14 protein-coding genes are annotated in these 17,274 nt (G+C 70.3%); 9 read left to right on the plus strand and 5 right to left on the minus strand.

The features are described from left to right. The first annotated feature begins 199 nt into the window (after positions 1-199). From OG504_RS04780 to OG504_RS04820, 9 genes are all read left to right on the plus strand, one after another. Positions 200-1,534, plus strand: coding sequence for an ABC transporter substrate-binding protein (locus OG504_RS04780; RefSeq protein ID WP_405988551.1), 1,335 nt, complete (start codon positions 200-202; stop codon positions 1,532-1,534). A gap of 7 nt (positions 1,535-1,541) precedes the next feature. Continuing rightward, positions 1,542-2,489 (plus strand): carbohydrate ABC transporter permease, encoded by a 948-nt coding sequence (locus OG504_RS04785; RefSeq protein WP_405988552.1) that lies wholly within the window; start codon positions 1,542-1,544, stop codon positions 2,487-2,489. A 77-nt stretch (positions 2,490-2,566) separates the two neighbouring features. Continuing rightward, entirely contained in the window at positions 2,567-3,373 is an 807-nt protein-coding gene (locus tag OG504_RS04790; protein WP_405996253.1) for a carbohydrate ABC transporter permease, read from the plus strand. A 29-nt stretch (positions 3,374-3,402) separates the two neighbouring features. Continuing rightward, entirely contained in the window at positions 3,403-6,132 is a 2,730-nt protein-coding gene (locus tag OG504_RS04795) for an alpha-mannosidase (protein ID WP_405988553.1), read from the plus strand. 57 nt (positions 6,133-6,189) lie between these two features. Beyond that, positions 6,190-9,171 carry a glycoside hydrolase family 2 TIM barrel-domain containing protein gene (locus tag OG504_RS04800; RefSeq protein WP_405988554.1) on the plus strand — a complete coding sequence of 994 codons (2,982 nt, stop codon included), beginning with the start codon at positions 6,190-6,192 and terminating at the stop codon, positions 9,169-9,171. A 129-nt stretch (positions 9,172-9,300) separates the two neighbouring features. After that, the gene (locus OG504_RS04805) at positions 9,301-11,028 is read left to right on the plus strand and encodes an MOSC domain-containing protein (protein WP_405988555.1); all 1,728 of its coding nucleotides are present in this window, start codon (positions 9,301-9,303) and stop codon (positions 11,026-11,028) included. A 189-nt stretch (positions 11,029-11,217) separates the two neighbouring features. After that, positions 11,218-11,619, plus strand: coding sequence for a hypothetical protein (locus OG504_RS04810; RefSeq protein ID WP_405988556.1), 402 nt, complete (start codon positions 11,218-11,220; stop codon positions 11,617-11,619). A 155-nt stretch (positions 11,620-11,774) separates the two neighbouring features. Beyond that, positions 11,775-12,446, plus strand: a complete 672-nt coding sequence (locus OG504_RS04815; RefSeq protein ID WP_405988557.1) for a SigE family RNA polymerase sigma factor — start codon at positions 11,775-11,777, stop codon at positions 12,444-12,446. A gap of 28 nt (positions 12,447-12,474) precedes the next feature. Beyond that, positions 12,475-12,834, plus strand: a complete 360-nt coding sequence (locus OG504_RS04820) for a hypothetical protein (protein WP_405988558.1) — start codon at positions 12,475-12,477, stop codon at positions 12,832-12,834. Between the two features lie 19 nt (positions 12,835-12,853). On the opposite strand, the gene OG504_RS04825 is transcribed toward OG504_RS04820, so the two are convergent. From OG504_RS04825 to OG504_RS04845, 5 genes are read right to left on the minus strand one after another with little or no spacing between them, the layout of a single operon-like run. After that, complete coding sequence (locus OG504_RS04825) at positions 12,854-13,849, minus strand: sugar kinase (RefSeq protein WP_405988559.1); 996 nt, start codon at positions 13,847-13,849, stop codon at positions 12,854-12,856. Further along, complete coding sequence (locus OG504_RS04830) at positions 13,846-14,493, minus strand: bifunctional 4-hydroxy-2-oxoglutarate aldolase/2-dehydro-3-deoxy-phosphogluconate aldolase (RefSeq protein ID WP_405988560.1); 648 nt, start codon at positions 14,491-14,493, stop codon at positions 13,846-13,848. Before OG504_RS04830 ends, OG504_RS04825 begins: the two co-directional genes overlap by 4 nt. Before the next feature lie 30 nt (positions 14,494-14,523). Beyond that, positions 14,524-15,348 carry a hypothetical protein gene (locus tag OG504_RS04835; protein ID WP_405988561.1) on the minus strand — a complete coding sequence of 275 codons (825 nt, stop codon included), beginning with the start codon at positions 15,346-15,348 and terminating at the stop codon, positions 14,524-14,526. Next, positions 15,345-16,490 (minus strand): galactonate dehydratase, encoded by a 1,146-nt coding sequence (gene dgoD, locus OG504_RS04840; RefSeq protein ID WP_405988562.1) that lies wholly within the window; start codon positions 16,488-16,490, stop codon positions 15,345-15,347. Before dgoD ends, OG504_RS04835 begins: the two co-directional genes overlap by 4 nt. Beyond that, on the minus strand, positions 16,487-17,263 hold the full coding sequence (locus OG504_RS04845) for a FadR/GntR family transcriptional regulator (protein ID WP_405988563.1): 777 nt from the start codon (positions 17,261-17,263) through the stop codon (positions 16,487-16,489). Before OG504_RS04845 ends, dgoD begins: the two co-directional genes overlap by 4 nt. Positions 17,264-17,274: the final 11 nt, after the last annotated feature.

Consider the following 17,274-nt stretch of genomic DNA (forward strand, 5'->3'; position numbering starts at 1 on the left):
GACTTCCGAACATTCCAAAATGCATGTCGAGGTCTATTTGCAGGCAGTCCCGTGAGCGCTCACGGGAGCGCTCACGGGACGCTCTTAGACCTCGGAGAAATGGTGTGCCCACGTCCCTTCCACCCAGAAGGCATCCCGCCCTCGGGATCAGCATCGAGCCGCCTAGCACCGCCGCTAGTCGTTGTCTGGAACGGAAACCATGAGCAGCACAATCACGCGCATCCGCCTCGGCGCCGTAGCCGTGGCCGCCAGTGTCGCCGTACTCGCCGGATGCTCGTCGTCCTCGCCGTCGACGAAGACATCCGCGGCCTCCTGCGCGCCCTCCAAGGGCAAGGTCACCCTCCAGTACTGGAACACCGTTCCGGGCATGGACAAGGTCGTCGCCCTGTGGAACAAGAAGAACCCGAACATCCAGGTCTCGACGAAGAACATCTCCAACGACCAGTACGGCATCCTCAGCAACGCCCTCAAGGCGGGCAAGGCGCCGGACCTGGCCCAGGTCGGCTACGACGAGTTGCCCAACCTGCGCACCCAGAGCGCGTTCGTGGACGCCTCGGCCTGCTCGGCGGCCACCGCGGCCAAGTCGAAGTTCGTGCCGTGGACCTGGTCGCAGACCAGCTTCGGCAACACCGGCGTCTTCGCCCTGCCGCAGGACACCGGCCCGATGGCCCTCTACGTCCGCAGTGACATCTTCAAGAAGTACGGCATCGCGATCCCGAAGACGTGGGACGAGTACGCGGCCGCCGCGGCCGAGCTGCACAAGGCGGACTCCAAGCTCGACATCACGTTCTTCGACCCGAACAACGCCGAGTGGTTCAACGGGCTCCTCTGGCAGAACAACTCGCAGATGTACAGCTACTCCGACAACAAGTGGCAGGTCACCGTCGCGTCGGAGCAGAGCAAGCAGGTCGCCGACTACTGGCAGAAGCTGATCGCCGGCAAGCTCGTGCGCACCGACCTCGCCAACGGTTCGACGCAGATGTACGCCGCGTACCAGCAGGACCAGATCGCCAGTTACGTCGGCGCCGCCTGGGGCTACAGCATGTTCCGCGACAACCTCCCCAAGCAGTCCGGCAAGTGGACGATCGTCCCGATGCCGACGTGGGGTTCGAACGGCGCGTCCGGTGACTGGGGCGGCTCGACCGTCGCGTTCATGAAGGGCAGCAAGCACCTCTACGAGTCGGTCAAGTTCAACACCTGGCTGAACACCGACCCGGAGGCCCTCGCGCTGGAGAACCAGCTGGGCGGCCTCTACCCGGCGGCGAACGCGGGGCTCCAACTGCCCGCGCTGTCCAAGGGAGTTCCGTACTACGACAACGAGAAGATCTTCGACGTCTTCGCCGACTCGTCCAAGAAGATCAACACCAGCTTCGCCTGGGGTCCCACCCAGAAGACGGTGAACCTCGCGCTGCAGGACGCGATGGCCAAGGCGGCGGCCGGTGACGGCACGCTCTACGACGCGCTGACGACGGCGCAGGCAGCCGCGCTGAAGTCCATGAAGGACCAGGCGATCCCGGCCGCGGCGGGCAAGTGACCGCGCAATGACCGACATCGCAACGCGCGCGACGCGCGTGGTGCAGTCACCCGGGGGCCGTCGCCGTCTCAACGGCGGCGGCCCCCGGGCGGGCACCATCTTCGCGTTCGTGATCCCGTTCTTCCTCCCGTTCGTGCTCTTCTACCTGGTCCCGGTCGGCTACGCGCTGTGGCAGAGCGTCCGCGTCGTGCGCCGCACCGGCGGCCAGTACGGCACCTCGTACACGACGTTCGGCGGCTTCGACCAGTACGAAAAGGTGCTCCAGAACAGCGAGTTCTGGTCCAGCGTCGGCCGCATCGGCCTGTTCGGCATCGTGCAGGTGCCGGTGATGCTGTTCGTCGCGCTGGTCATCGCGCTGCTTCTCGACACTCCCCTGCTGAAGCTCAAATCGGTCTTCCGCATCACCGCGTTCATGCCGTACGCCGTGCCCGGTGTGATCGCCGCGATCATGTGGTCGTACCTCTACTCGCCCCAACTCAGCCCCGTCGTCGACCTGTTGAACGACATGGGGCTCAAGCCCGACTTCCTGGGCCCGGGTGCCGTGCTGTGGTCGGCGGCGAACATCTCCACGTGGCTGTGGACCGGCTACAACATGCTCATCATGTTCTCGGCGCTGCAGTCGATCCCGCAGGAGCTGTACGAGGCCGCAAAGCTCGACGGCGCCAGCAACTGGGCCATCGCCTGGCGGATCAAGGTCCCGATCATCGCCCCGTCGATCGTCCTCACCACGGTGTTCTCGATCATCGGCACGCTCCAGCTCTACGCCGAGCCGGCCGTGCTGCGGCAGATCTCCTCGAACATCTCCAGCACGTTCACGCCGAACATGCTCGCCTACGCGGTGGCCTCCGGGAACAACTACCAGCAGGCCGCGGCGATCTCCGTGGTCATCGCCGTCATCACCTTCGTCCTGAGCTTCGGGTTCATGCGACTGACGTCGAAGAGGGCCGGCCTGTGAACAACCGATCCACCACCAACAGTTCCGCGGGCAGGCGTTCCGTGAACCGTGAGAGCCAGGTCAGCCGTACGGCCGCGATGGCCCTGATGCTCCTCCTGGCGATCTACTTCCTGCTGCCGATCTACTTCCTGATCGTCGCCGCCACCAAGCCACAGGGCGACCTCGCCGCCACCAACGGCCTGGCCTTCTCGCACTTCAACCTGTTCGAGAACCTGCGGGTCCTGTTCAGCCGCAGCGACGGCATCTTCGGCAAGTGGATCGTCAACACCGTGATCTACGCGGTGTTCGGCGCGCTCGTGGGAACGCTGATCTCCGCGCTGTGCGGGTACGCGCTCGCCAAGTTCCGTTTCCGGGGGCGGGAGTTCCTGTTCTCGGTCATCCTCGGCGGCGTCCTCGTCCCGACCACCGCGCTGGCGCTCCCGCTGTTCCTGCTGTTCTCGGCGACGGGCATCGTCAACACGTACTTCGCGGTGTTCCTGCCCAGCATCGTCAGCCCGTTCGGCGTCTATCTCGCGCGGATCTTCGCCAACGCCGCTGTCCCGCAGGAGCTGTTGGAGTCGGCGCGGCTGGACGGCGCAGGTGAGTTCCGCACGTTCTTCTCGGTGGCGTTCAAGCTGATGACGCCGTCGCTGGTGACGATCTTCCTGTTCCAGTTCGTCGCGATCTGGAACAACTTCTTCCTGCCGATGGTGATGCTGCAGAAGGAGTCCCTCTTCCCGATCACGCTCGGCCTGTACGAGTGGAACGGCCAGACCGCCCGCGCCCCGTTGCTCCAGGAGTCCGTGATCACCGGCTCGTTGGTGTCGATCGTGCCCGTGATCATCGTGTTCATCCTGCTCCAGCGGTTCTGGCGCACCGGACTCGCCGCCGGTTCCCTCAAGTGACCGTCCCCGCACAGAAGGTGCCTCTCGCGATGCCCAATCCCGCTGTGTTCGTGCCCCACTTCCACTGGGACCGGGAGTGGTACGAGCCCTTCCAGGTGTTCCGGCACCGGCTCGTCGCCGCTCTCGACACCGTGCTGGAGACGGCGGAGACGGACCCGGACTTCCGGTTCACCGTCGACGGCCAAATGGCCGCGATCGAGGACTACTTGGAAATGCGGCCGGAGAACCGCGAGCGGGTCGCGGCCCTGGTCGCCGAGGGGCGGCTCGCGGTCGGTCCGTGGCTGATCCTGCTCGACGAGTTCCTCTGCTCCGGCGAGACCATCGTGCGCAATCTCCAGATGGGTTGGGCGGCGGCGGCCGAGCTGGGCGGCGCGATGCCGATCGGCTATCTGCCGGACATGTTCGGCCACGTCGCGCAGATGCCGCAGATCCTGGCGCGCGCCGGCATTGAACACGCGGCGCTCTGGCGCGGAGTGCCCGGGTCCGTCGACGGCCACGCCTTCAACTGGCGTGCGCCGGACGGCTCCCAGGTCCGTACCGAGTTCCTCTTCGACGGCTACGACAACGGCCTCGACGTCCTGCTGGTACCCGACCGGATCGGCCGCGCGCTCGGCGACTACGCGGAGATGACGGCCGAACGCTGGTGCGGCGACCCGGTGTTGGCGATGGCCGGCACCGACCACAACGCGCCCGATCCCCAACTCGCCTCCTGGCTGCGGCAGGCCGCCGCCGAGGGCCGCGCGATCACCATCGCCACCCTGGACGAGTACCTCCGAAAGCACATCCGGGACGAGGTGTCCGCCGTCGTCACCGGCGAGTTGCGCAGCCATGTTCGAGGCAACATCCTCCCGGGCGTGCTCTCGGTGCGGCTCGGGCTCAAGCAGCGCATGGCCATTGCCGAGCGCATGATCGACCACGCCGAGCGCATGAACGCCCTGTGGTCCCGGCGCGACGACTCGCCGTTCCTCGATCTCGCCTGGCACAAGATCATCGAGTCGACAGCGCACGACTCGGTCGTCGGCTCCGGCACCGACGAGACCTGCGACCAGGTCGCCGCCCGCCTCGCCGAAGCCGCACAGACAGCGCGTGCCGTACGGGACGCGGCGCTCACCGAGCCCTCCGAACTGGTCCCGAGCGACGGCTACTTGGTCGCCAACCCGCTGCCGTTCGACCGCTCGGTACTGGTCGAGGTGGACGTCATGGCCCCGCCGGAGGGAACCGCGCTCGTCGCGACCGCCGCCGCCGGTACGACGGCCCCCGTGCAGCTGATCTCCGAGGCCCCGACCGTCCTCAGCGACGAGCGCATGGACGCCTCGCAGGTCGAGCGCGTCCTGCACCGTATCCACCGCCGCGAACTCTTCGGCCGCCAGATCGACCACTACGAACTCACCCCCGGTGCCCTGGTGTTCCATCTCGCGGAGGTGCCGACCAGCGGCCCCTTCGACCTGCTGATCCTGCGCCGCGAGGTCGCCGAGGCAGCCGCCCAACATCCGGGTGAGTGGCGGGTGTTGACCCTGGAGGAGGCCCGGGCCACCGCGCTCGTGCCTGTGAACGTTCCCGCCTCCGGGCTGGCGTCCTTCCGGGTCGAGCCGACCGAGGCCGCCACCCCCGCCGTACCGTCGCACGCGCCCGCCACGGCGACCGACCGCACGCTCTCCAACGGCCTGGTCGAGGTCGCGGTCGCCGCCGACGGCACCCTGGATCTGACCGGGCCTGACGGCACCGTGCTGTACGGAGTCGGACGGCTCGTCGACGGGGGTGACCGGGGGGACAGCTACAACTACGCTCCCCCGGCGCACGACGTCCTCGTGTCGGAGCCGACGGAGATCGCCGTCGAGGTCGTCGAGAACGGCCCGTTGCGTGCGCGACTGCGGGTCACCCGCATCTACGCGTGGCCGGCCGCGCTCTCCACCGACCGCGATGTGCGCGGTGAGCAGACCGTGCCGACGCCGGTGGAGACGCTTGTGGAGGTGCGTGCGGGCGAGTCGTTCGTGCGGGTCTCCACGTCCTTCCTCAACCAGTCCGCCGACCACCGGCTGCGCTTCCACGTACCGCTGCCCCAGCCGGTGACCGCCTCCGCGTCGGCCGGTCAATTCGCCGTCACCGAGCGCGGGTTGACGGCCGAGGGAGGCTGGGGCGAGTTCCCGCTGCCGACCTTCCCGGCCGGTTCGTTCGTGTCGGCCGGTGCCGCCACCGTCCTGCTCGACCACTCCAGCGAGTACGAACTCGTCGGCGACGGCTCCGAACTGGCCGTCACGCTGCTGCGCGCGATCGGCTCGATCAGTGTCAACATCCACCCCTTGCGCGACGAACCAGCGGCGAGCGAGATCCCCGTACCCGGTGCGCAGGACCTCGGGATGCGGATCGAGAACCGGTTCGCCGTCGTACCCTCCACGACCGGCTGGCGCGGTGCAAACGCCGTGGCTCTCGCCGAGGAGTTCCGCAACGACGTACTGGTCACTCGCGGAACCGCCCCCGCCGGGCATCAACTGCCGCCCGACACAGCCGGGTTGCGCGTAGGCGGCAAGGACGTCCTCGTCTCGGCCGTCCGCCGTGTCACCGACGCCGAGCACGGGCCCGGCACCGAGGTTCGGCTGACCGCGATGAGCGACACCGGGTCGACGGTCCGCGTGACGGGGGCGTTCGCCGAGGCCGTCACCATCGATCTGCTGGGCCGGACGATCTCCCGCACCCAGGTCCAGGACGGGCTCGAACTCGCCCTCGGCCCCTGGGAGATCCGCACCGTCGTGCTCCGGTAGGCCGCCATGATCGAATGCAATGCACCCGTTCCGCCCTCACGAAAGCGTTGTGACCTCTTGCTTCCCGAGTTCTCCCCCCAGGTTTCCGACCTCGCACCCGGACATGGCGCCCTGCGCCCGGCGCGCTCGTGGCTGCACTCCGACGCGAAGTCCCTTTCCCTGAACGGGTCCTGGCGTTTCCGCCTGTCCCCCACGGCGTCGGCGGCGGAGGACTTCACGGCCGACGGCTTCGACGACAACGCCTGGGACAACATCCCCGTGCCCGCCCACTGGGTGCTTGAGGGCGACGGCGCCTACGGCCGCCCGATCTACACGAACATCCAGTTCCCGTTCCCGATCGATCCGCCGCACGTCCCGGACGAGAACCCGACCGGCGACTACCGCCGCACCTTCGACGTCCCCGCCGACTGGTCCGACGCCGAGCGGGTCGTCCTGCGCTTCGACGGTGTCGAGTCGCTGTTCCGCGTGTGGGTCAACGGCGTCGGGATCGGCGGCGCGAGCGGCAGCCGGCTCGCCCACGAATTCGATGTGACCGACGCCGTACGCCCTGGTGAGAACGTCGTCGCCGTACGCGTGCACCAGTGGTCGGCGGCCAGTTATGTCGAGGACCAGGACCAGTGGTGGCTGCCGGGCGTCTTCCGCGATGTGACTCTGACCGCCCGCCCGGCCGGCGGCATCGAGGACGTCTGGCTGCGGGCCGGTTTCGACGACGGGCGCGGGCGCGTCGAGGCTGAGGTCGTCGCGGACGCCACGGCGTTCCCGGTCACCCTGCGCGTTCCCGAACTCGGCGTCGAGCAGGTCTGGGCGACGCCGGACGACGTGGCTCCCGTGGACATCGCCGAAGTCGAGCCCTGGTCGGCCGAGTTGCCCCGCCTGTACGACGCCACGGTGTCGACGGCCACGGAGACCGTCTCGCTGCGGGTGGGTTTCCGTACGGTCGAGATCCGCGGGGACCAGTTCCTGGTCAACGGGCGCCGGGTCGTGTTCCACGGGGTGAACCGGCACGAGACCCACCCGGAGCGCGGCCGGGTCTTCGACGAGGCGCACGCCCGCGAGGACCTGGCGCTGATGAAGCGGTTCAACGTGAACGCGATCCGCACCAGCCACTACCCGCCGCACCCCCGGCTGCTCGATCTCGCCGACGAGCTCGGGTTCTGGGTCATCCTGGAATGCGATCTGGAGACGCACGGCTTCGGCAAGGTCGACTGGGTCGGCAACCCCAGTGACGACCCGGCCTGGCGCGAGGCGTACCTCGACCGCATCGAGCGCACGGTGGAGCGGGACAAGAACCACCCCAGCATCGTGATCTGGTCGCTCGGCAACGAGGCGGGCACCGGCAGCAACCTCGCCGCCATGTCGGCCTGGGTCCACGCCCGCGACGCCGAACGCCCCGTGCACTACGAGGGCGACTACACCGGCGAGTACACCGACGTCTACTCGCGCATGTACGCGTCCGTGCTGGAGACCGAGCAGATCGGCACCGACGGTTCCCGCGCCCCGCTGCTCAACTGCACGCCCGCGCAAGGCGCCCGGCAGCGCACCAGGCCGTTCCTGCTGTGCGAGTACGCGCACGCGATGGGCAACGGACCGGGCGCGTTCGACCAGTACGAGGCACTGGTGCGCCAACACCCGCGCCTGCACGGCGGGTTCGTGTGGGAGTGGCGCGACCACGGCATCCTGACCACGACCCCGGACGGGACGCCGTACTACGCGTACGGCGGCGACTTCGGCGAGGTCATCCACGACGGGAACTTCGTGATGGACGGCATGGTGTTGAGCGACGACATGCCGACGCCGAGCCTCCACGAGTTCAAGGCTGTCGTGGCGCCGGTGCACTTCGCCTTCGACGGCGACAAGGTCGCGATCACCAACCTCCGGCATACGACCGACACGTCCGACCTGCGCTTCCGCTGGCGGGTCGAGCACGACGGAGTCCCCGTGGAATCAGGGGAGTTGGAGGTCCCGTTCGTCGCGGCAGGCGATTCGGGGCGGGTGTCGTTGCCGGCGGTTCCGGTGTCGCCGGACACCGAGACCTGGCTGACGATCGACGCGGTGCTGGCGACGGCAACCCCTTGGGCGCCCGAGGGTCATGTCGTCGCAACTGCCCAGCTGGACCGATCGGTTCGCCGTCCCGTCCCGGCCGGCCGAGGCCGGTTCGACTGGCGGCCCGGCGACGGGACACTCACGCTCGGCGGCGCCGAGTTCGTCGGCGGGTCTCTCGTCAGGCTGGGCGAACGCGCCGTAGCGGGACCGCGGTTGGAGCTGTTCCGGGCGCCGACCGACAACGACAAGGGCGCGTGGGGCGAGGTCGACGAGAGTGACGCGAGCGTCTCCGGGGTGTCCAACGCCGAGTTGTGGCTTCGTGACGGGCTCGACCGGCTGACCTCGCGCCGGGTGTCGGTGCAGCAGAGCGCGGACGCGCTGCGGACGGTCGACAAGGTCTCGGCCGCCGACTCCGGCCTGTCGGTGCTGGTGGAGTCCGTCTGGTCGCGGGAGAGCGACGGCGAAGTCGAGCTGCGGGTCGAGATCCAGCCCTCGCACGGCTGGCAGACGGTGTGGCCGCGGATCGGGGTGCGCTTCGACCTGCCCGACGGCACGGCTCCGGTCGACGGCGCCGAGTGGTTCGGCCTCGGCCCGCTGGAGTCCTACCCCGACAGCGTGCGCGCGGCCCGCACCGGGCGCTTCGCCGCCTCCATCGGCGATCTCTCGGTCGACTACGCGCGCCCCCAGGAGACCGGTCACCGCTCCGAACTGCGCCGACTGGCCCTGACCAGCGGAGACACCGCGGTCCTGCACATCGAGGCGCTCCCCGACACGCACGGTCGCCGTCCCGGCTTCACGCTCAGCCGGCACACCCCGCAGGAGATCGCCAAGGCCGGGCACCCCTACGAGCTGCCGGAATCGACGACGAGCCGACTGTTCGTCGACGCCGCCCAGCACGGGCTCGGATCACGGGCCTGCGGCCCGGACGTGTGGCCCGAGTTCGCGCTGCGCCCGGAGTCCCGCACGATCAGGCTCCGGATCACAGCACCGAACTAGACCGATACGTAGAGGGTGCGGTCTCGCACGGCGGCGGCCGCACCCTCAGTATGGGAGGAGACGACTGCCGTCTCGGGGCCTCGACCGGCGCGACCGTACCCGGTCGTCCCCGTGGGAAGGAGCGCTCCGATGCCCACCCTGCTGTCGGTGAATGTCGGCATGCCGAAGGACGTTCCCTGGCAGGGCAAGACTGTCTATACGGGCGTATGGAAGTACCCGGTGGTCGGCCCGGCGATGGTCCGCCGACTGAACATCGACGGCGACGGCCAGGGCGACACCGCGGGCCACGGCGGTGAGCAGCGGGCCGTGCTCGTCTACCAGATCCAGTCGTACCGGCACTGGCAGCGGCACTTCGGCCGCGACGACCTCGGCTACGGCCAGTTCGGCGAGAACCTCACCGTGGACGGCCTGCTCGACGACGAGGTCTGCATCGGCGACCGGTACCGCATCGGCGAGGCCGAGTTCGAGGTCACCCAGCCGCGCGTCACCTGCTACCGCGTCGGCATGCGCTTCGGCGAACCCGAGCTGGCCGCGCTGCTGGTGAGCCATCACCGGCCCGGGTTCTACATGCGGGTCGTGCGGGAGGGGCACGTTCAGGCCGGCGACCGGATCGTACGGACCAGGACCGGTCCCGGTGAGCTGAGCGTCGCCGACACGGACGCACTGCTCTACCTCCCCGGCCGCGACCCCGCCAAGCTGCGCATCGCCCTGGACGTGCCCGCGCTGAGCCCCGGCTGGCAGGGGTCGTTCCGTGAACTGCTCGCCGCCGCCGATGACTTGACGACCGCCGCCCGCCCGGCCTGGGCCGGATTCCGCGCGCTGCGGGTCACGGACGTGGTCCCCGAGAGCACCACGGTCACCTCGATCCGGCTGACCGCCGAGGACGACTCCCCGCTCCCGGCCGCCCGCGCGGGCCAGTACCTGACCCTGCGCATCCCCACTACGACGGGCCCGGCCCCGGTGCGCAGCTACTCGCTGTCCGCCGCGCCCGACGCCGGCAGTTACCGGATCAGCGTCAAACACGAGCCCCACGGCACCGCGAGCGGCTACCTCACCACCCGGCTACGACCCGGCGCCGTCCTCGAAGTCGCCGCGCCCCGTGGGGAGTTCGTGTACGCCGAGGACAGCGGACCGGTGCTCCTCGTCTCCGCCGGTATCGGTCTCACGCCGGTGCTGTCGATGCTGCACCAGCTCGCCGCGCAGGGCAGCAAGCGTGAGGTCTGGTGGATCCACGGCGCCCGCGGACCCCGCGAACACCCCCTCGCCGCCGAGGCACACGACCTGATCACCTCGCTGCCGAACGCGTATGAGCACGTCTTCTACAGCGCGGCCACACCCGAGGAACTGCAGCGCGCCCACGCCACCCCGGGACGCCTGACGAAGGACAAGTTGATCGCGCTGTCGATCCCCTCCGACGCGACCGCGTACATCTGCGGCCCCGCCCCCTTCATGACCGACATGCGGCGGGCCCTCACCGAGGCCGGCATCGACCCCGAACGCATCCACACCGAGTTGTTCGGAACGCTGGGCGCCATCAACCCCGGCCTCACCGACCACCCCGCCCGCGCACCGCACCAGCCCCCGGGTACACCCGGCACCGGCCCGCTGGTGACCTTCGCCCGCAGCGGTATCGCCGTCCCGTTCGACGCCGACAACAAAGGCAGTGTGCTCGACCTCGCCGACGCCTGCGACGTACCCACCCGCTGGAGCTGCCGCACCGGCGTCTGCCACACCTGCGTCACACCCCTGCTGTCCGGCACGATCACCTACTCCCCCGACCCGCTGGAGCCACCGGCCGACGGAGAGATCCTGATCTGCTGCGCGCGGCCCGGCACGGACATCGTCCTGGACATGTAAGGGCCGTCAGGCAGACCCCTGAGCTCCGTCCCGCACGCCCCGTGGAAAAGATTCCTCCGACCTGCAACCTCGATGCCCTCGGAACGTCTGTCCGGGTGGAGGCGCCTCCGAGCCAGGGCCTTCGCCACGGGAAGCCAGCCGTGGCGGCGGCCCGCCAGTCCCGTCAGCATCGACGATTCGAGGAATCACATGTCCGCAGGTCAGACCGTCCGCCGAAGCCTCCGCGCCGGCCGGGTACGGATCGCCCTTGGCGTCACCGGCGCCGCCGCCGCGCTCGCCATCGGCGGCTCCTTCACCGCCCACGCCGACAACTCAGCGTCCGAGCCCAAGCCGGTGCCCACCCAGGTGACGTACACCGAGCTGTGCCCGGAGCCGGTCGAGGCGGTGCCGAACGGGGCCGACAACACCGTCAAGGACAACCAGGTGACGTACACGACCACGAGCGAGGACCCGGTCGACGCGGTGCCCGGCGGCGAGTGCGTGGACCCGGGCCCGAACGTCGGCGACCCGGTCGAGGCGACACCCGACGGGAAGGACACCGCCCCGGACCACTCCGCCAGGGACGCCAAGCCCGCACCCGCGAAGCGGTGACGGAACAGTCGGACGCGGCTGAGCGCCGCTGATCGGCCACGGGCCCATTCGGCGGCCCGCGCCGAGGCGGAGCCGCCGGGTACCAGCCCGGCGGCTCCACCGCCCGTCCGGTGAATCCGGGCGCGTGTACGAAGACCTTGCAGTCCTGGAGATCCATGAACGCGGCAACCACCCCGGCCTACGGCATGCCAACGGGCGGACACCAGCCCTTACGTTTCCCGGCGCGCACCTGGGCGGACGCACTGCGACGGGCGCTACGGCACCTGCTGCGCGGGGTGTCGCAGCCGCGCGAGGACCTCCCGGTGGCGCCGGACGCACCGGCCGTCGCCGCCGACCTCGGTGAACCCGGTATCGACGAGCTGTACGCCCACCGCCGGCTGCCCCTCGTCCGCCTGGCGCTGCTCCTGGTGGACGATCTCCCCACGGCGGAGGACGTCGTGCAGGACGTCTTCGCCGCGCTCTACCGCCGCCACGGCGAGCGCCTGACCGGCCTCGACAACCCCGACGCGTATCTGCGCACCAGCGTGGTCAACACCTCGCGCTCGGTCCTGCGCCGCCGCCGTACGGTACGGGCTCACGTTCCCGAGCGCGAAGGGCACGCCCCGTCCGCCGAGGAACCCGTGCTGCTGCGCGAGAAACACGGAGAAGTGATCGCCGCCCTGCACCGGCTGACCCGGCGGCAACGTGAAGTGCTGGTCCTGCGGTACTGGTCCCATCTCAGCGAGGCCCAGATCGCCGACACCCTGAGCCTGTCCCGCGGCGCGGTCAAGTCCACCGCGAGCCGCGCACTGGCCGCCCTGCGCCGAGAGTTGGAGGCGTCCCGATGACGACACGTGTGACCCCGGAGGCGTTCCAATGATCGAGCAGGACCTCGGTCCCGGCCTCCCTCCGGACCCCCTCGAAGAACGGCTGCGCAACGCCCTGCGCGCCCGGGCCGACTCCGTCGACCTGCACGCGCTGCGTCCCCCGGCCCCGCCGACCAGTCGTCCCCGGCTGTTCCGGCTCCCGGCCCTCCATCCCGTGCGCCGTAGCGCCGTCGCACTGCTCGTCGTGGCCGCCGCGGTGATCGGCGTCCTGTTCGTGGCGCTGCACGAGGTCCGGGAGACACCGGTCAGGCCCGCGAACCGTCCCTCGGTGTCACCGACCCCCAACGCCACCGACGCCGTACCCGTTCCTCCTGGGTCGGGCGGGGTCACCGCGTCGCTCAATCCCTGACCGCGCGCGATGCACCTGGTCACCCACAGACACTGCTCCCGGCCCCGGCCGCCCACTCGCTCGCCGGAAGCTCAAGAAGCCACTCGATTCGCGTGCTGTCCGGCAGGGGCCCGTGATCGGCGGTCACTTTGAGGGCGGATGCCGCCGTGATGTGTCCCAACCGCAGCGCACGCTCTATGCCGTCCCCGCGCAGCAGACCGGTCAGAACTCCGGCCGCGAACGCGTCACCTGCACCGACGGGTTCCACCACATCCGTGTCCAGCGCGGGCACGGTCCGTACGCCATCGTCGCTGAAAGCGATGGCGGAATGGCCGCCGTCCTTGACGACGAGCAGGCGCGGATGCGGCAACAGCGCCCGCACGTCGGCCGGTTGGAGCTCCGCGCCCCACAACTCCCGCGCCTCGTCGAGCCCGACGAAGGTGATGTCGGCCAGGTCGGCCAGGTCGGCCAGCACGGCGGCGGCCGTACCGGGCGGCCACAGCGCGGGGCGGTGGTTGACGTCGAAGCTGATGGCGTACGGGCGTTCAGCGGCCGGGACGGTGAGCGCGGTGGCCACCAGGTTTCGGCAGGACGGGGACAACGCCGGTGTCACGCCCGTGAGATGGAGGACGGCGGCCGATCGCAGCCTGTCGTCGTCCAGTACGTCGGGGCCCATCGCCGAGGCCGCCGAGTTGTCCCGGTAGTAGTGGACCCGGGTCCGCGAACCGTTCGGCTCCTTCACGAGCAGCCCCGTGGGCCGCTCCGGATCACACCGCACACCGCTGACATCGACCCCCGCGGCCCCGACCTCCGCGAGCACGCGCCGCCCCAACGGGTCGTCGCCCACCGCCGAGAGCCACGAGACGGGAACCCCGAGATCCGCCAGATACATGGCCACGTTCGACTCCGCCCCGGCCACCGACACCCGCAGATCGTCGGCGTACTCCAGCGACGAGGACGGGGCGGGGGCAAGGGCCGCCATGGTCTCCCCGATACAGACGACCCCGCCTCCGGCCGCCTGCCATCCGTTCGTCATGACGTCTCCCGCGCGGACGAGGCTTCCTCTACGACGGTCAGCAGCGCGCGAGTTCGGGCGCGCAGCGCGGTCAGGCTGCCGCCGTCGGCCGCGTCGCCGACCAGGGGCGAGCCGACGCCGACGGCTGTCGCTCCGGCGTTCAGGTACTCCCGCGCGGCCAACTCGTCGACACCGCCCACGGGTACGAACGCCTCGTGCGGGAACGGTCCGCGCAATGCCTTGAGATAGGCGGGACCGCCGGCCTCCGCGGCCGGGAAGATCTTCAGCGCGGCGACACCGAGGGGGCGTGCGGTGAGGATCTCGGTGGGGGTCAACACCCCGGCGATCACCGGTAGTTCGAGCCGGTGCGCCTCGCGGATGCCGTCTCCCAGTGCGGGGGTGACGGCGAAGTTCGCGCCGGCCCGATGGGCGGCGCGGGCGTCTTCGGCGCTCAGGACCGTACCGGCGCCGAGCGGCCGGTCGGGGCCGAGTTCCTTGCGCGCCCGCTCGATGACGGACAGGGCGTCCGTACCGGTGAGGGAGACCTCGATCAGTTCGACGCCTTCCTCGGCGAGGGTCAGTACGGTGCGCACAGCGGCCTCGGGATCGGTGCCGCGGATGATCGCGACGAGGCGGTGTGCGGCGAGGGCCGCTCGCAGATCCATGTGACGAATTCCCTTCCTGTGCAGGCCGGTTCAGGCACAACGGCAGTTCGCGGTCAGCGTCAGTCGCCACCGCGCTTCGCCCGATGCGGGTACCCGAGCGGCGTCATCGGGACCCGCCTCGGCGAGGTCGAAGACGCGGCCGAGCATCGGTTCAACGCCCGTGCTGCGGTAGGGGTGTTGGGCGGGAAAGCCGCACAGGTTGCGCCACAGCGCGATGGACACGGGCTGTCCGTCGGCTTCGAGGGCGAACGAGAGGCGGTCGGCCCGGTCGTGGACGCAGCAGCGGGAAGCGTCCACGACGGCTCCTACGGCGGTGCCGTCGTCCGGACCGAACCGGTCCAGGCGCAGTCCGCACGGTGCGGGCCAGTCACCTTCCACCCACGAGGCACCGTCCGGCCACGCCCGCTCCAACAGCGGCTCCGCCTCCGGGAACAGCCGCGTGCGCGCTCCGTCGCGGATGCGCAGAAACGCACGGTCGGAGAGGTCCAGCAGAGCATGGGCGGCCCATACGAACCGGAAGCCCGCGTCAGCCGAGAGGACATAGTCGGCCACGGCCCCATCGGCGGTGGCACGCACCGTCCGCGCCAAGGTGAAGCGGTCGCAGTCGAGGACATCCGCAACTCCCGCGCGCTTCCAGGGTCTTGACCAGGCGTCCCCGTGGTCGGGAGCGCCGCGCACAGTCGGTATGCACTCCTCCAGCCCGCCCGCGTCCACGAAGGTGTCGCCGGGGGAAACGTTGTCCCGCTCGGGCGCGGCACGCCGCCACAGCCATTCGCGTCCCGTTCCCGTGGTGCGCAGCGAGGTCCAACGCCCGCCGTGGGCACGGTCGATGACGATGTCCAGCGGCACGGTCACCACTCCGCGAAGGAGCCGTCGGGGTGCCGCCACACGGGATTGCGCCAGGCATGACCGGTGCGGTCGGCGGCGCGTACGGCGGCCTCGTCGATCGTGATGCCGAGGCCGGGGGCGTCGCCGCGCAACGCGTGGCCGTCGACGAACCTGAACGGCGCCGGATCGACGAGGTAGGAGAGCAGGTCGGCGTCCTTGTTGTAGTGGATGCCCCGACTCTGTTCCTGGATGAGGAAGTTGGGGGTGGCGAAGGCGACTTGCAGGCTGGCCGCCAAGGCGATCGGGCCGAGCGGGCAGTGCGGGGCGAGTTGGGCGCCGTAGGCCTCCGCGAGGGAGGCGATGCGGTGGACCTCCGAGATGCCGCCGGCGTGGGACAGATCGGGCTGGGCGACGGCGATGCCCGCGGTGAGTACGGGCAGGAACTCGGCGCGTCCGTAGAGGCGTTCACCGGTGGCGAGCGGTACCGGGCTCGACGCGACCAGGTCGGCGAGTTGACGGCCGTGCTCGGGCAGGACGGGTTCCTCGACGAACAGCGGGTGCAGCGGGGCGAGTTCGGCGAGGACGCGGCGGGCTCCGGCGGCGGTGAAGCGGCCGTGGAAGTCGACGGCGACATCGCGGTCGGGGCCGAGTGCCTCACGGGCGGCGGCCACGCGGGCGACGATCGCGGCGGTCTCGGCGGGAGTGGGGATCGGTGAGGTGGCTCCGGCCGCGTTCATCTTCACGGCGGTGAAACCGGCCTCGACCTGGGCGGCTATCTGCTCGCGAAGCTGGGCGGGCTCGTCGCCGCCGACCCAGGCGTAGACCCGGACGCGGTCGCGCACGGGACCGCCCAACAGGGCGTGCACAGGGGCGCCGTAGGTCTTCCCGGCGATGTCCCACAACGCCTGGTCGAGGCCGGCGACGGCGCTGGAGAGGATCGGGCCGCCCCGGTAGAAGCCGCCCTTGGACATGACCTGCCAGTGGTCCTGGATGCGCAACGGGTCCTGGCCGACGAGGTGTTCGGCCAGGACGTCGACGGCGGCGCGGACGACCTCGGCGCGCCCTTCGACGACCGGTTCGCCCCAGCCGACCACGCCCTCGTCGGTCTCGACGCGGCAGAACAGCCAGCGGGGCGGGACGAGGAAGGTCTCGACACGGGTGATCTTCACTGAGACCGGGAGCCTTCCGTTTCTTCGGAGTCCTGTGCGGAGTCCACGTGGGAACCCTCTTCTTCGGAGTCGTCCAGGCGGTCCAGGTCGCGGCCTGCCTGGTCGAGCAGGGCGCGCATCGCGGCCTCGGCGGCCTGCGGGTCCCGGTCGCGTACGGCGTCCAGGACGGCTCGGTGGGCCGGGACGGGGTCCTCGCTGTGCGGGGCGCTGTGCACGATCCGGTCGCGGTGCGCGAGGCCGGACTCGATCACCATCTCCATGCGTTCGAGGAGTTCGTTGTGGGTGGCGGCGAGCAGGGCGCGGTGGAAGGCGAGGTCGGCCTCGACGGCGTGGGCGGCGTCGCTGCCCTGCTCCCCCATCGCGTCGAGGGCGCCGTCAAGTGCGGCCAGGTCCGCGTCGGTTCGGCGCTGGGCGGCCAGGCGTACGGCGGCGGGTTCGATGATGGCGCGCACCTCGGCGAGGTTGTGCAACAGCGCCCGGTCGGACTCCGAAGTGGAGGCGCCCTCGAACTGCCAGCGCAGAACGTCGGCGTCCAGCAGGTTCCACTCGGCACGGGGGCGTACGAAGGTGCCGCGCCGCTGCCGGGCGTCGACCATCCCCTTCGCCGCGAGCACCTTGAGCGACTCACGCAAGGCGGTCAGGCTCACGTCCAACTCGCTCTGCAGCGCCACGAGATCGAGCGTGGCCCCTTCGGCGATCTCACCGCCCAGGATGCGGCGGGCGAGGAGTTCCACGGTCTGGCCGTGGACGCCTCGACGGGCATAGGGCGTCATGTCGTACAGCC

The sequence above is a fragment of the Streptomyces sp. NBC_00986 genome (genome assembly GCF_045162565.1).
Taxonomy (GTDB): Bacteria; Actinomycetota; Actinomycetes; order Streptomycetales; family Streptomycetaceae; genus Streptomyces.